13 protein-coding genes and 1 pseudogene are annotated in these 15108 nt (G+C 66.3%); 8 read left to right on the forward strand and 6 right to left on the reverse strand.

Going from position 1 to position 15108, the window contains the following annotated elements:
- Positions 1-45: 45 nt before the first annotated feature.
- Both FYJ68_RS06255 and FYJ68_RS06260 read right to left on the reverse strand, forming a co-directional pair.
- Positions 46-501 (reverse strand): PTS sugar transporter subunit IIA, encoded by a 456-nt coding sequence (locus FYJ68_RS06255; RefSeq protein WP_154435110.1) that lies wholly within the window; start codon positions 499-501, stop codon positions 46-48.
- A 187-nt stretch (positions 502-688) separates the two neighbouring features.
- The gene (locus FYJ68_RS06260; protein ID WP_154435112.1) at positions 689-1657 is read right to left on the reverse strand and encodes an ROK family protein; all 969 of its coding nucleotides are present in this window, start codon (positions 1655-1657) and stop codon (positions 689-691) included.
- A gap of 247 nt (positions 1658-1904) precedes the next feature.
- On the opposite strand from FYJ68_RS06260, the gene FYJ68_RS06265 reads away from it, so the two are divergent.
- Genes FYJ68_RS06265 through mscL form a run of 3 tightly spaced genes read left to right on the forward strand, consistent with a single transcriptional unit; the run spans position 1905 to position 4494 of the window.
- A complete protein-coding gene (locus tag FYJ68_RS06265; RefSeq protein WP_154435114.1) occupies positions 1905-3539 on the forward strand; it encodes a carboxypeptidase M32 in 1635 nt (544 codons plus the stop codon).
- On the forward strand, positions 3536-3997 hold the full coding sequence (dtd, locus tag FYJ68_RS06270; protein ID WP_154435116.1) for a D-aminoacyl-tRNA deacylase: 462 nt from the start codon (positions 3536-3538) through the stop codon (positions 3995-3997). Before FYJ68_RS06265 ends, dtd begins: the two co-directional genes overlap by 4 nt.
- A gap of 59 nt (positions 3998-4056) precedes the next feature.
- Positions 4057-4494 (forward strand): large conductance mechanosensitive channel protein MscL, encoded by a 438-nt coding sequence (mscL, locus tag FYJ68_RS06275; protein WP_154435119.1) that lies wholly within the window; start codon positions 4057-4059, stop codon positions 4492-4494.
- A 603-nt stretch (positions 4495-5097) separates the two neighbouring features.
- Here the strand turns inward: mscL and FYJ68_RS06280 are convergent.
- Complete coding sequence (locus tag FYJ68_RS06280) at positions 5098-5643, reverse strand: macro domain-containing protein (protein ID WP_154435121.1); 546 nt, start codon at positions 5641-5643, stop codon at positions 5098-5100.
- 2 nt (positions 5644-5645) lie between these two features.
- On the reverse strand, positions 5646-5936 hold the full coding sequence (locus FYJ68_RS06285; protein WP_154435123.1) for a hypothetical protein: 291 nt from the start codon (positions 5934-5936) through the stop codon (positions 5646-5648).
- 283 nt (positions 5937-6219) lie between these two features.
- On the opposite strand from FYJ68_RS06285, the gene FYJ68_RS06290 reads away from it, so the two are divergent.
- The 4 genes from FYJ68_RS06290 (at position 6220) to FYJ68_RS06305 (ending at position 11335) form a co-directional block, all read left to right on the forward strand.
- Entirely contained in the window at positions 6220-7200 is a 981-nt protein-coding gene (locus FYJ68_RS06290) for an alpha/beta fold hydrolase (RefSeq protein ID WP_154435125.1), read from the forward strand.
- The gene (glpK, locus tag FYJ68_RS06295) at positions 7197-8684 is read left to right on the forward strand and encodes a glycerol kinase GlpK (protein WP_154435127.1); all 1488 of its coding nucleotides are present in this window, start codon (positions 7197-7199) and stop codon (positions 8682-8684) included. The genes FYJ68_RS06290 and glpK overlap by 4 nt, the downstream gene beginning before the upstream one ends.
- A 105-nt stretch (positions 8685-8789) precedes the next feature.
- Positions 8790-9989, forward strand: a complete 1200-nt coding sequence (locus tag FYJ68_RS06300; RefSeq protein ID WP_154435129.1) for a M20/M25/M40 family metallo-hydrolase — start codon at positions 8790-8792, stop codon at positions 9987-9989.
- 548 nt (positions 9990-10537) lie between these two features.
- On the forward strand, positions 10538-11335 hold the full coding sequence (locus FYJ68_RS06305; RefSeq protein WP_154435131.1) for a PASTA domain-containing protein: 798 nt from the start codon (positions 10538-10540) through the stop codon (positions 11333-11335).
- 99 nt (positions 11336-11434) lie between these two features.
- On the opposite strand, the gene FYJ68_RS06310 is transcribed toward FYJ68_RS06305, so the two are convergent.
- Positions 11435-12916: a DUF2130 domain-containing protein gene (locus FYJ68_RS06310; protein ID WP_154435133.1), complete on the reverse strand. Its 1482-nt coding sequence runs from the start codon at positions 12914-12916 to the stop codon at positions 11435-11437.
- A gap of 78 nt (positions 12917-12994) precedes the next feature.
- Positions 12995-13369, reverse strand: a complete 375-nt coding sequence (locus FYJ68_RS06315; RefSeq protein ID WP_154435135.1) for a GIY-YIG nuclease family protein — start codon at positions 13367-13369, stop codon at positions 12995-12997.
- A gap of 243 nt (positions 13370-13612) precedes the next feature.
- On the opposite strand from FYJ68_RS06315, the pseudogene FYJ68_RS10580 reads away from it, so the two are divergent.
- Positions 13613-14173 (forward strand): annotated as a pseudogene (locus tag FYJ68_RS10580) (alpha/beta hydrolase-fold protein); the annotation flags it as partial.
- Positions 14174-15108: the final 935 nt, after the last annotated feature.

Below are 15108 nucleotides of genomic sequence, written 5' to 3' on the forward strand. Positions count from 1 at the left end.
CCAGGTCGGGACCCCCTCCTTTGGTGCTATGGAACAACCCCAGCGCTAGGCATCGAGCCCGTCGTTGATGCGCTCGGCGATGGCCGCGGGGTCATCAGCCGCGAGGACGTCCTTGCGGAAGGTCTCGTCCATCAGCATGACGGCGACCTTGGAGAGGAGCTTGAGGTGCGTGGTGCCCGCCTCGCCGCCGGGGACGCAGAGCGCGATGGCGACCTTGATGGGCTTGTTGTCCATGGACTCCCACTCGACGTCGCCCGCGAACTTGACGACCAGGACCGCGGCCTTCTTGACAGCATCCGCCTTGGCGTGCGGGATGGCGAAGCCCTCCATCATTCCCGTGGTGCCCTCTGCCTCGCGCGCCTTGAACGCGTCCAGGACGGCCTTCTCGTCGTCCGCGATGCCAAGCTTAACAGCCTGGGCGGACAGGAACTCGAGGGCCTCCTCCACGTTCTTCGCGGGGTTGTTCAGAAAGACATGGGAAGCCTGCACAAAGTCACTCATCTGAGCTCTCCTTCTCGTTGGTGGACCATGCCCACGCGACGACCTTGCTGCCGTTCCTCCTGCTGTGCCGGCAGGCCTTGAACGCCAAGGACAGGATACCACCGATGAACAAGCCTACCGCGACGACGGACGGCAACGGCGGCGGCCCGTCGACCACGGGCGGTGCCGTCACCGCGCAGCCACCGGACTAGGCCCTCACACGCCGCTGCTGGAGCGCCGCGTACGCCACGCCATACATACCCGCCTTGTTCCCCAGGGAACACGGGAGAATCTTGGCGCCTGCCGACGTGGCGAGGCAGTGCGAGCGGAAGGCAGTGGAGAGCGACTCGCCGAAGAGGTCGAAGGCGCCCGCGACCCCGCCGCCGATCAGGTAGGCGGCGGGGTCTATGACGCAGCTGATCTGCGCGAGGGCGAGGCCGAGCTTGTCACACATGTCCCCCACCGCCCTGACAGCGGCGGGATCCTGAGCCTTGTAGGCCTCGAACACCGAGATGGTGTCGGTCGCGTGCTCGATCTTTGCGGCCTCCAGGCCAAGGTGCGCGCACTGCTCGCGGTACATGCGGACAAGGCCCTTTGCCGATGCGTACTGCTCGAGGCAGCCCTTGCGTCCGCACCCGCACGAGAGCGTCTCGTTGGGCTCGACGGTGATGTGGCCGATCTCGCCACCGGCACCGAAGGCGCCCGAGACGAGCCTGCCGTTGACGATGACGCCACCGCCCACGCCCGTGCCCAGGGTGACCATCACGAACGAGCCAAAGCCCTTGCCCGAGCCCTGCCAAAGCTCCCCGAGGGCAGCGGCGTTAGCGTCGTTCACAAAGGCCAGGGCGCTGTCGGGGAACTTCGCAGCCAGGGCTGCCATGAGGCCTTCGGGGTCGAGCTGGATGTTGGGGAGCATGCCGACGCGCCCCTGGTCGTCCACGGGACCGGGGACGTCGAGGCCAACCGCCACGACGTCGCCGTCCTCGCGGCCGCAGTTCTCCACGAGGCCGTGAAGGCCCTCGGTGACCCTCGAGAACGCCTCCTCGCCCACCAACGCCCCGGTCGGGATCTTGGTGACGTCCACGAGCTTGCCGTCCGTGGTGAAGAGGCCGGCCTTGATCGAGGTCCCGCCCACGTCAATTCCAAGGACGCATTCGTTCTGGGTGGTGTCTGCCATGTGCTCTCCATCCTCTCGCCCTCCCCCAAGGGAGAGGGGAATCCCTCGCCTGCAACGGCCCCGACGGGCCAATCAGGAACAGAGTATCGCTGGGAAGGGCCTCGGTGGGAGGTGAATGCCGCTGAGCCTGGGGAGAAGCCCGAACGCGACGCGGCATGCCCCCTCCTCACGCTAGACTCAAGCCATGGAATCGCAACGCGGCGCCATCCCCGGACGGGACGGCCGCGAGAGACGGAGGAGGACGAGCATGTCAGACCCCAGCAGCATGCATGACTTCGAGGACATCGACGAGGTAGAGGGCGCCGAGACGAGAAGGGAGCCCACACCGACACGCGTCCCGGGCGCACCCTCCGTCCCCAATCCCGCGGCGATAGGCAACCCCAAGGAGGACTTGGCCAGCCTGGACGGGCTCGAGCGGCACCTCTACGCCCACCGCTATGCCGAGATCGGGATCGACTGCTACGGTCCCTCGATCGACCCCTCCCGCGCGACCGCGGACCGCGGAGAGGCACAGGCGATCCTCAAGGAGGAGGACCAGGCGCTCCTGTGCTCCGCCGGGACGGGCGCCCTCCTCGACCGGCTTGCGTCGGAGTCCTCGCTCCTGAGCCCCATGCAGAGGGCGCAGGTGAGGGTGCTCCACCGCGACCGCGACCGACTCGTCGGTGTCCCAGCCCAGAAGCAGTCCGCCCTCACCAGGCTCCTCGCCGAGTCCGACCAGGTGTGGCACAAGGCCAAGGCCGAGAACGACTGGACCTCGTTCGAGCCCTACCTCAATCGAATCGTTGTGGCCATGAAGGAGATTGCCTCCCTGCGCGACCCCTCGCGCGACCCCTACGACGTGTGGCTCGACGAGTTTGAGCCGGGCACCGACCGGGCCTTCTACGACAACTTCTTCGCCGAGGTCAAGGGCGCGGTGGTCCCCCTCTACGCCGAGATCCGCAAGCGCGGCTGGCAGCCGGACCGCTCGGTCATCGAGGGGCACTTCGACGAGAGGCGCCAGTGGGAGCTCGCGCACGACCTCATGGCCCTTGAGGGCCTGGACCCCGACGTCATGTTCCTCACCAGCACCGAGCACCCCTACTCCGACGCCCTCACCACCAACTACGCAATCATCGCCGCGCACGTGTACCCCGACGACGTGGTGAGCAACGTCTACACCATGCTCCACGAGGGCGGCCATGCGCTATACGAGACGGGCGTAAACCCCGCGTTCAACTACACCTCCCTCAAGGGCGGCACCTCCATGGGCATGCACGAGGGCCAGTCCCGCTTCTTCGAGAACTACGTCGGGCGCGACCGCGCCTTCGCCCCTCGGCTGCTCGAGGTCATGGCCCGGCACTTCAGGGGCCAGCTGGGAAGGGTCACGCCCAACCAGTTCTACCTGGCGACCAACCGGGCCGAGGGCCAGCCCATCCGCACCGAGGCGGACGAGCTCACCTACCCGCTCCACATCCTCGTTCGCTACGAGATCGAGCAGGCGCTGTTCTCCGGCGAGGCCAAGGCGGCCGACGTGCCCGCGCTGTGGAGGAAGAAGTACCACGACTACCTTGGCGTGGACGTAAAGGACGACACCCACGGCGCGCTCCAGGACAGCCACTGGTCGGACGGCCTCCTGGGCTACTTCCCCACCTATGCCCTGGGCGGTGCCTTTGGCGCCCAGCTCAGGCACCAGATGATCGTGGAGGGCATGGACTGGGACAGCGTCCTGGGCAGCGGTGACCTGGCGCCCATCCGCGAGTGGCTCCGCGACCGCGTGTGGCAATGGGGACGCGCCAAGGACAGCGGGCAGATCATCCAGGACGCCTGCGGCGAGCCCTTCTCCGCGCGGTACTACGTCGAGTACCTGGACGAGAAGTTCTCCGACATCTACGGCCTGCGATGAGGGCGCTGGTACAACGGGTGACCCACGCGGAGGTCGCGGTGGGCGGCCAGGAGGTCGGGCACTGTGGGAAGGGCTGGCTCGTCCTTCTCGGCGTCGGGCCGGGAGACACGAAGGACAGCGCGCGACGTCTGTGGGAGAAGGTCCGCGACCTCCGGGCCTTTGACGACAGCGAGGGGAAGATGAACCTCTCGCTTACCGACGTGGAAGGCGAGGTGCTGGTGGTGAGCCAGTTCACGCTGTACGCTGACGTCCGTCACGGCAGGAGGCCCAGCTTCACCGGCGCGGCGTCACCGGACGTCGCCGAGCCGCTGTACGAGTACTTCTGCTCCCTCGCGGAGCGGGACGCGGCACACGTGGGAAGGGGCGTGTTTGGCGCCGAGATGGCAGTCTCGCTGGTGAACGACGGCCCCGTGACCCTTATGATCGATACGGACGAGCTGTCACGCCGCAGGGCGTGACGAGCGTGACGCGGGGCGGCGGGAGAGGCCCGTCCGTCCGCGGCAAGGGGAGGAGTCCCATGCGCAAGTTCATGAGTGAGTTCAGGGAGTTCATCGCCAGGGGCAACGTGATGGACATGGCAGTGGGCGTCATCATCGGCGGCGCCTTCACGGCCATCGTCACCTCGCTCACCGACAACATCATCAACCCCCTCATCACCTTCCTTACAGGCGGTGGGACAGACATCTCCGGCCTCGTGGTACCGGGAACGGCAATCGACTTTGGCAAGTTCATCAGCTCGGTGATCAACTTCCTCATTGTCGCCCTCATCGTGTTCTGCATCGTCAAGGCCATGAACAAGTTCCAGGAGGCGGAGGAGCGCCTTCTCAAGAAGGAGAAGGTCGAGGAGGAGAAGGCCAGCCCCACCTGCCCGCACTGCCTGGAGGAGGTCAAGGAGGGGGCGACCCGCTGCCCGCACTGTGGTGGCGAGATTCCCGGCGGTGCACACGTAGCGTAGGGCTTCGCAAGGCCTCGATGGGGCGGCACCGTCTGCAGGCGGTGCCGCCCCATTTCCTGCCATTCGCGTGAGCAAGTCGCAGGTTTTCAGAGAGCCGGGAAGAGTGGGCTGGACTGAGGACATTCCTCTTGGGTATGACGTAAGTGCACCAGCGGTGCCCGTCCTGGGTTAGAGGATGATGCGGGCGGCGCTAGGTGTTTCGATTTGGAAAGCCCGGTTGCCGCCGGGCTTTCTTCATTTCCTTGCGCTATCCGTTGCTGTGCTTATGCTCCCCTGCCGTCTCCCTCACCTCCCTGGCGATGCCGAGGGCGGATTGGGTGATGCTCGCGACGAGCGCGAGGGCTAGCCTCCAACACCCCGCCAAGATAACCGCACGCTCTACATTTCCCCGAGTATCTCGTTGACACACCTTGTCGATAGGTGCATAATTCCCTCAATTCCTAGTCACACGCTAGGTTATTTCGGGAACAGGGCAGATGGGCGCACCACGCGATGCATGACTCCTCTCCCGTGCAGACGCCTTCCCCCACGTGCAAATGGCACGACGGCGCGCCCACCTGCCATCCTCCCCTTTCGATGCGTGACAACCCAGCGCCGTCCGGGTCAGGGCAGCTCCAACTCCAGCCCGTCGGGCTGCTCGCGGCAGGGAACGAGCTCCCTCGCCACCTTCGTTGCCCGCCGGTACTCCCCCAGGCCGAACATGGCGAGCACGATGCGGTCGAACCTCTCCGCATAGGGACGCAGTGCGTCCACCGACACCTCCACGGCATCCTCCAGCGGATATCCGTAGACCCCGCACGAGATCGCGGGGAACGCGATTGAGCGGTCGCCCACGCCCAGAGCCGCCTCGCAGCTCTCTCGATAGCATGATGCGAGGAGAGACGCACACCTTCCGTCACGTCGCTCGTCGTACACGGGGCCCACGGTGTGGACCACGTGCCTGACGCCCGCGATGTCGTACGCCCCGGTCACGCGCGCCTCTCCCGTTGGGCAGCCGCCGAGCCGCTTGCACTCCTCGAGGAGCCGCGGACCCGCCGCGCGATGAATCGCACCGTCGACACCTCCCCCGCCCATGAGCGTGGAGTTGGCGGCATTCACGATCGCGTCGACCCGCTGGTCCAGGACGGAGCCGTGCACCATGAGGACCATGGCTACCTGCCCTGGCCAAAGAGCAGGTCGCGGCGACCCTTACGCTGCGGGATATCCTGCTCGTCCGGCTGAAAGCGCTCGCATACGTTCTTGGTCCTCAGGTACTCCTTGCCATAGGGGTCGATGACGGGGACCAGGCCTTCCTTGCGGTCGCAGAAGAACATGTCGGGCCGCTTGGACACGTGCGGGTCGGCAAGGGTGTAGCCACGCGCGCAGGCACCCTGGTACAGCCCCGTATGCTCGTTCTGCGTGAAGCTCGCAAAGATGCAGTCGCTGCAGTGATATCCGCTCATGCGCGCCCTCCACCTGAAGTCGACGGTCGAGTATGGTCCCCGGCGAATGGTTCTTCCCCAATCCGGGAGGCGGGAGTCGGGGGCTCCGCCAAGCGGACCGCCATGCCCCGCAGACGGGACGAGGTGATGGGAAGGCGAGTCTCCACCGACGTTTTATCACTTCTCGCGGAGGGAACCTCAAGCGGCCACGGGAGCACCCCTATACTCCCCTCTCATGCAGGGGTGGCGCCTCCTGCCACCATGACCTGCGTAAACGTTGGACCACGAGGAACGGGGGGAGCACATGTCTTCGGAGGGTGCTTGGCAGGTGGCCTCGGGGGAACGCGTGAGCCTCGCCTCGTCCGACGGCACCACGACCCTGAGGGGGTACCTCTGGGAGGCCAAAGCCGCCAGCAAGCCCGCCCCACGAGGCATCGTCGTGCTAGTCCACGGCATGTGTGAGCACATCGAGAGGTACGAGGGCTTTGCGCGGACGCTGGCACGTGCCGGGTTCGCGGTCTGCGGGTACGACCAGATTGGCCACGGGGCGAGCGCGGACGAGAGCCGCTGGGGGGACATCCCCTCCCGGGGTGGCGCGGACTTCCTGGTGGAGGACGTCGGCCGCATGCGCCGACTGGCCGAGGACCGCTGGGGCGCGGGGGTTCCGCTCTTTGTGTTTGGCCACTCCATGGGCAGCTTCGTGACGCTCAACTACGTCCAGCGCCACGGCGAAGGCCTTGCCGGCGCGGTGATCTGTGGAACGGGGACGGTCGGCGTCTCCAAGGCCCGCATGGGCAACAGGGTCGCACACCTGATTTGCGCCACGAGGGGAGACAACCACAAGAGCCCCCTGCTCCACTCCATGGCGGACGGCGCCTACTCAAAGGCGATCCCCGGAGCTCGCACCGAGTTTGACTGGCTGTCGTTTGACCGGCGGAACGTGGACGACTACATCGCCGACCCCGCCTGTGGATTTCCGTTCTCGGCCGGCGGATACGCAACGCTCACAAAGCTGACGGAGCGCGCCTGCGACCCCGCATGCGCACGCAGCATCCCATCTGGCCTCCCGCTCCTGTACATAGGGGGCGCAGGCGACCCGGTGGGCGACTTTGGCAAGGGGGTGCGCGCCGCCGCAGACCTCGCTCGCAGCAGCGGGGTGAGGGACGTCACCTGCACGGTCTACGAAGGCATGCGGCACGAGATACTGCAGGAGGCGGACGCCGAGAGGGTCATGGCGGACGTCGTCGCCTGGATGTCGCGGCGATGCGGGGAGGAACGGGCATGAAGCGCTTCGTGATTGCACTCGACCAGGGAACCACCTCGTCGCGAGCGGTGCTGGTGGACCACGACGGCACGGTCGTGGACAGCGTCCAGCGAACCTATCACCAGATCTACCCCAAGCCGGGCTGGGTGGAGCACAACCCGCAGGAGATCCTCTACTCCCAGCTGGGCTCGCTCACCGAGCTCGTGAGCCGCCACCACCTCAGCGAGTCTAACGTGACCGCAATCGGCATCGACAACCAGCGCGAGACCACGATCGTGTGGGACCCGTCGACCGGAGAGCCCATCGCCAACGCCATCGTGTGGCAGTGCCGCAGGACAGCCTCCATGGTGGAGGAGCTCTGCGGCGACCCCAAGGTGGCGCAGGCGATCAGGGACAAGACCGGCCTTCTCCCCGACGCGTACTTCTCCGCGAGCAAGATCAAGTGGCTCCTTGACAACGTCCCCGGCGCCCGCGAACGGGCCGAGGCGGGGGAACTCCTCTTTGGGACGGTCGACACCTGGCTGCTGTGGGTCCTCTCGGGCGGCATGGTGCACGCGACGGACATGACGAACGCCAGCCGCACGATGCTCTACAACATCCACGAGTGTCGCTGGGACCAGGACCTTCTCGACCTCTTTGGCATCCCCGCCTGCATGATGCCCGAGGTCCTGCCATCCGCCCACGTGTTTGGCGAGACGTCCTACCCGGGCATCCCCTCGGGAATCCCCATCGCGGGCATCGCCGGGGACCAGCAGAGCGCCCTCTTTGGCCAGTGCTGCTTTGAGCCAGGAGAGGCCAAGAACACCTACGGCACCGGCTGCTTCCTCCTGATGAACACCGGAGACCAGCCCGTGGCGTCAAAGAACAACCTGGTGACGACCATCGCCGCCGCTCCGCCCGAGGCGGCGAAGACCCAGTATGCGCTCGAGGGGAGCGTCTTCGTCGCCGGTGCGCTCATCCAGTGGCTGCGAGACGAGCTGGGCATCGTGCGCTCCGCGGAGGACACCGAGTACCTCGCCCGCAGCGTGCCAGACACCGGCGGCGTCTACATTGTCCCCGCCTTCACGGGACTCGGCGCCCCGTACTGGAACCCCGATGCCCGCGGTCTGATCTGCGGGCTCACCCGCGGCACAACGCCCGCGCACATCGCGAGGGCGGCACTCGAGGCACTCGCCTACCAGACCTGTGACCTCGTCCGTGCCATGGAGGCCGACGCAGAGCGCAGGATCGTCACGCTCGACGTGGACGGCGGAGCTTCCAGGAACGGCTTCCTCATGCAGTTCCAGGCAGACGTCCTGAGGGCGCGCATACACCGCCCGAGCAACATAGAGACGACCTCGATGGGCGCCGCCTATCTCGCCGGCCTCACCACGGGGTTCTGGGATGACACCGACGAGGTGCGCTCGCTGCGGAAGGGAGGGGACGTGTTCGTGCCCACCATGCCCGAGGGCAACGCAGAGCGGCTTCTTGAGGGGTGGGCACGGGCCGTGCAGCGCGCAATGTGACTTTTGGAAATTTTTTAAACTCGGTTAACTTGCCGTCCACCGACGCTTTAGGCCCGTCCACCAGTGGTTATGATTTAACCATCCACGCGAGACAGGGGAGCACGGATGGACGCCACGCTGCTTAGACACGCCCGAAGCTACGCAAGGAACTACCACGAGGAGGAGGTCCGTCTCCTCTCCAAGCTGGCGGCGATCCCCTCCCCCACGCATCACGAGGGCAGGCGCGAGGCGTTTATCGCCGATTGGCTCCGTCGCCAGGGCGCAAAGGACGTACGCATCGACGAGCAGGGTAACGTGCTCTGCCTCCTTCGCGGCAGGCATCCCCGCAAGGACGGGAAGCCGCGCGACGTCGCCGTGTTCTCCGCCCACACCGACATCGTGTTCCCCGACACCGACCCGCTTCCTGTGCGCATCGAGCACGGTCGCATGATGGCGCCGGGGGTGGGCGACGACACCGCAAACCTGGTGGCGCTCATGGCGGCAACCAGGCACCTGCTCCACGACGAGGGCGCCTATGACCGCGCCACGCGCGACGTGGACATCCTGGTGGTCGCCGACACCTGCGAGGAGGGGCTGGGCAACCTCGCCGGAACGCGCGCCCTCTTCGAGGGGCTCCGCGACAAGGGAAGGCACGTACGCTCGTTCTGCTCGTTTGACCTCTACCTCTCGCAGTGCATCAGCCATGCCGTGGGGTCCGAGCGCTTCAGGATCCGCGTCAAGACCCAGGGCGGCCACTCGTACCAGAACTTCGGCCGACCCAACGCGGTCGAGGTCCTGTGCCAGGTCATCGAGGCGCTCTATGCCATCGAGCTCCCCGTGGACCCCGACACGGGTGCCAAGACCACCATCAACGTGGGTCACATGGAGGGTGGTGGCACCGTCAACTCCATCGCCTCCCAGGCGGGTGCCCTCTTCGAGTTCAGGAGCGAGTCCGCGGCAAACCTCAAGCGCATGGAGGGCCTGTTCAGGGCTGCCCTCGACTCGTGCCGGCGTGACGGCGTCGACATCGAGGTCGAGACCATCGGCGTCCGCCCCGGCAACGGCCCGGTCGACGCGCGCAGGCTCGCCGCACTCGCAAAGCGGAGCGCTGACACCATCCGCTCTGTCACGGGGCGCGATGTAGACGCCTCCCCCGCCTCCACTGACGCCAACATCCCCCTCTCCCTTGGCATCCCCTCCATCTGCGTGGGCGCCGTGAGGGGCTCGCTCCTCCACACGCGCGACGAGTGGGTCGACCTCGCGAGTCTGGAGGACGGGCTCGCCCTGGTCCTCTCCCTCATGCTCCAGGCCTCGGACGCTCTGTAAGAGTGATTCTCTTGCATCGGAATATTCGGTGGGCGGCAGGTTTTTCTAGGTGAGAAAAACAGCCACGGTTGCGCATCTTCCGAGGTAATGGCGCTACTACCTTCCTAAGCAGGGCATCTCTCCCCCAGCTCATTCTTGAGCATTCATGCACGCATCCCTCATAGTTACCTTTTGTGCATGCATGCCCTAAGATGACTGATGCGAGAAGTGACGCATCTTTCATCGGGGGGAGGTTTGCGTGCGAGACCAGCAGGACGACGAACGGCCCGTGTCCGCGGAGGCGGATGAGACGCCGCGAAGGGGCAGGCACTTCGCAAAGCCGGACGAGCAGGACCTCTCCAAGGACGACGGCAGGTCATCTGCTTCCCCCGCACCTGCCTCGCACGACGATTCCCCAAAGCCCAGCACAGGCCAAGGCGTGCCTGCGCCCCGTGAGACCACGCTGCCCGACGTCACGACCACCCAGGACGAGGAGTCAAACCCGTCGTCCACGGGAGCCGTGACCGCCGCGTCGGTGGACGTCACGGGCATCCTCCCCAGGGGGAGCCGTGGAGCCGCCCGGCGGCATCGTCTGCGCGCCATCCCCCCGCTGGGCGCGCGCCCTCGCCTTTGTGGTGGTGACGGGCATCCTGGGCTCGTCCCTCATCCTCACCAACTGCTTTGGCCTGGTGGCGCATGTGGACGTGCCCGACGTGGTGGGGCAGACCAGCTCGGACGCCTCCCAGTACCTTGAGCAGGACGGTCTGCAGGTGACCGTGGAGGAGCAGGACACCGACAACGCCGCGGACTACGGCAAGGTCATTGCCACCTCCCCCTGCCAGGGGACCTCCGTGGCGGTTGGATCAACCGTAACGGTGAAGGTGGGGAAGTCCGCCTCCCCGACCAAGGACGTCCCCAACCTCGTGGGGCTCACCGAGGATGAGGCCCTGGGCAAGATCGCCCAGACCGGCTTCTTCGTGAAGGACGACGTGATGCACGCATACTCGAGCACCGTCGCGGCGGGCAAGGTCATCAGCCAGGGCCCCGCCGCAGGAGTTCCGGAGAAAATGGGCACCAAGATTGACCTTGTGATCTCTGATGGTCCAAGTCCCGACTCCAAGGCAGGCGGCCTCGTCTCCGAGGAGGACACGCGCGAGAGCGTCTCGATCCCCGACCTCTCTGGCATGTCGTATACGGGAGCGTCCCAGCTCCTGAGCGGAATGGGCCTGATTGTGGAGCGCGGAACCGACGTGAGGACCGACGACGTCACCGCCGGCTCGATAGCCAACACCACGCCGGGGACCGACCAGACTGTGAGGGTCGGCTCCACCGTTGTGGTTCAGGTGGCGACTCCCACGAACTCGTAGCTCCCGGCCCGAGCCACCCGGCGGCGGGACGTTCCGCAGCCGAGATGCCACGCTCCTCTCCCCCGCCGCAATCGCGTCGGTCCGGATGGCCTCTGTCCCCTAGCTCCCCTGCCTGTCCGCGCTGGGGGTCTCCACCTGGTCCGGCTCGATTCCCTCCCCCTGCGCGGGCGCCTCCTCAAGCTGCGAGAATCGCTCGGCGAGCAGCGGGCTGTTCTTGGTCAGCCGCTTGATGGTGAGGTCCTCCGCCTTGCGGTTTGCCCTGCTCAGGTGGGTCTCGGTCAGGCGGAACGACTCGCGGATTCTCTCGAGCTGCGAGATGGCGCGGTCGATGCCGTCGATGGCGTCGGAGAGCTTCTTCGAGGCGTGCTCGTAGTCGCGCCCAAAGCCTGCCTTGAAGTCCCCGAGGGCCTGGTTGAAGTACTCGATGTCGATGCTCTCGCCCTTGAGTCGCTCGATCTGGCGACGGTAGTCGAGCGTGCCCTGCGCCACCGACTGGAGGAAGGTGAGCAGCGGGATGAAGAACTGGGGGCGGATCACGTACGTCTTGGGATGGGAGCACATGCCGCTCACGTCGACGATCCCCTGGTTGTAGAACTCGTTGTCCTTCTCGAGCGTGGTGACGAGGACGGCATACTCGCAGTTCTTGTTGCGGCGGTCGCGATCGAGCTTGTCCAGGAAGTCGGCGTTCTTGTGCCGGTTGGTGGACTCACCCTCCTCGTTCTTCATCTCGAACATGACCGACAGGTACTCGGTGCCCGCCTCGTCGTAGTCCCTAAAGACGAAGTCTCCCTTGCTCCCTGCCACGACCTCGTTGTCCTTGCCAAAGGTGGCGAGGGGGAAGGCGCTCCTCCACTTGTTGAACTCGGTTTCGCAGTGCTGCTCCAGGCTCTCCCCCACCATCTTGACCGTAAGGCGAGACTGCATGGACTTGTAGTCCTCGAGCTCCTTGTCCTTCTGGCGGATGATCTCCTCCTGCCGGCGGAGCGACGAGGCGCGCTCGTCCTCGAGCTGCTGGGAGAGGCGCTTGGTCTCGCTCTGCGCGAGCTCCGCCCTATGGCGGAAGTCGTCCCGCTCCCGCTCCACCGCTGCGGTCGCCTGGCTCACGGCGAGCGCCTTACGGTCCTCGAATGCCTCTCCCTGCGCCTTGATCTGCTGCCGCAACTCGCCAATCTGCCGGTCCCTCTCGGCAAGCGTGCGGTCTGCCTCGCCCCGCTGCTTCTCCTCGCGGAGCCTTGCAGCGGCCTCCTGCGCCTCAAGCTGCGCCTTGAGGGACGCGACCTCCTCCCGCGACTGCGCGCGGGCGCCCTCGAGGGCAAGCTCCTGCTGCGACTTGGCAGCCTCGATCTGTGCCTTGAGCTGGGCGATCTGCTGGTCCCTCTTGGCGACCTCCCCCTGCGACGCCTCTCTGGCCCTCGCCGCCGCCTCGGCGACCGCCGACTCCCTCTCGCGCTCGAGCGCCTTGGTTTGTGCCGAGAGCTCGCGGTTGAACTCGGCGTCGCGCACCTGGCGGACGATGTCCGCAAACTTGGACTCGTCCTCCTCGAACACCGTGTGGCACTTGGGGCACTCGATCTCGATCATGCGTCCTCCCTGCTCCTAGTCGACCGTCTCACAGAGCATACCCGTGACCCCGGACGAGAGGCGATGACGCCCGCGAGCCTACTCGCCCCCATGGCGCCGCAGCCCCTCCTCCCACAGGCGCTCCCGCTCGCGGGCGGGGACCGGCTCCCACTCCTCGCCGGCGAGTCCCGGCGACTCGACGAGCAGCAGCTTTTTGGCTCGCGTCATGTGGTGGAGACGCCACTCGAGCCTGCAGGCGGACGAGCGGTCCGAGGCGCGCCACAGGCCCACGAGTGCCACGGCGGGGTGACGCTGGGTGTAGCGTGCGCCGGGAGCCTTCCGCGACAGGTGCTCGGCCACGCGCCGGGCCACGTCGGTGGTGATGCCGGAGTAGAGGGAGCCGTCCTCGCATCGAAGCACGTACACCCGGTAGGGCCACGCAACATCCCGCGGCGCATCGTTCCTCTCCCCCATGTCACACCCCCTCGATTTGGTCGCGCGAAACACTCCGACAGGCATCACTACGATTCTGACCCCATTTGGGGACATCAGGACACGCTCGGTCCGCGCTAGATTTCCCCGAGGTGCCCAGTTTTGCACACGATAGCGCCCGCCTGCTAAAATGTACCGTTGACCGTAAGTTTTTGTCCGAATGCTTGACAAGCGGTTCTTCGCGTAAATGTATAACCGAATCTGCAACAAAGGCGGGCGATGACCATGAAGCGCGAACTCCACACCATCCACAGCGACGCCCTGGGCCAGGACATGTCCATGATCGTCTACGGAGAGAAGGGCTACCCCATCGTTGCCTTCCAGACCCAGGACCACACCTGCGAGTCGTTTGAGCAGGATGGCCTTCTCGAGCCCCTCGCCGAGTATGTCGAGGGCGGGCGAATCCAGCTGTTCTCCGTTGACAACGCAGACCAGGGGAGCTGGAGCGACCTCGCCGGGGACAAGGCAGAGAGGGCACAGCGCCAGGAGGACTACTTCCGCTTTGTGACCGACGAGCTGCTGCCCCAGGTACACAAGCTCAACGGCTCCGACCTGCGCCCGCTGGCAATGGGCTGCTCCATGGGTGCCACGCACGCAGCACTCGCGGCGCTCCGGCGTCCGGACCTGTTCCAGGGTTGCCTCTCCCTCTCGGGCGTCTATCGCGCGAGCTACTTCTTTGGCGACTGGTCCAACCCCACGCTCTACGACAACGACATCGTCTCGTTCCTCCCCAACATGCCCCTCGACCACCCCTACGTGGAGCTGTACCGCCATCGCAGCCTGCTGTTCTGCGTTGGGCAGGGCGCGTTTGAGGACGGCCAGGACGACGTCCGCGCCATTGATCACGAGCTCGACCGCCTGGGCGTGCCCCACTGGTGCGACTTCTGGGGCTACGACGTGAACCACGACCCCTACTGGTGGAAGAAGCAGCTCCGCTACTTCATGCCCCTCATGCTTGAGGACATTCAGAAGGAGCTTGCGTCCGAGGGCGTGGACGTTGCGGCTAAGACCAAGCCGGTTGCCAAGGCGGAGGCAAAGCCCGCTGCAAAGGCCACCGCGAAGCCGGCAGCCGCCAAGAAGGCGGCTCCCAAGGCCGTTGCCAAGCCCCAGGCGAAGGCTTCCGCGAAGGCAAGCGAGAAGCCCGCGGCAAAGGCAGAGCCCAAGGCTAAGCCGGCGGCGCAGGGCGCTGCCAAGTCCGCCGCCGCGATGAAGGCCCCTGCGAAGGCCGCGCCCGCGACCAAGGCTGCAGAGAAGCCCGAGGCAACCAAGGCCGCTTCCGCAAAGTCGGATGCCAAGACGGCCCCCAAGGCAACGGTCGCGAAGGCGGCAGCCAAGCCCGCGGCAAAGGCAGAGCCGGCGGCAAAGGCCGCTGCAAAGGCGACCACTAAGACCACACCCAAGACCGCCGCGAAGGCAGCCGCAAAGCCGGAGCCCAAGACCGCTGCGAAGGCGACCGTGAGTGCAAAGGCCGCACCCGCCAAGGCAACGGCGGCTGCCGCGGCGAAGCCCGTCTTCTCGCCCAAGCCCGCGGCAAAGGCTGCGAAGACGGAGGCCAAGGCAGTCTCGCCCAAGCCCGCTTCGAAGACCACGACGGCAGCTAAGCCTGAGCCCAAGGCGTCCGAGACTAGCGCAACCAAGCCTGCCGCTACCAAGACCGTCGCGGCAAAGCCGGCGGCGACCAAGTCGACCGCCGCGAAGAGCGCCGCGGGCAAGGCATCCGC

Source organism: Olsenella porci (assembly GCF_009695875.1).
Taxonomy (GTDB): Bacteria; Actinomycetota; Coriobacteriia; order Coriobacteriales; family Atopobiaceae; genus Olsenella_H; species Olsenella_H porci.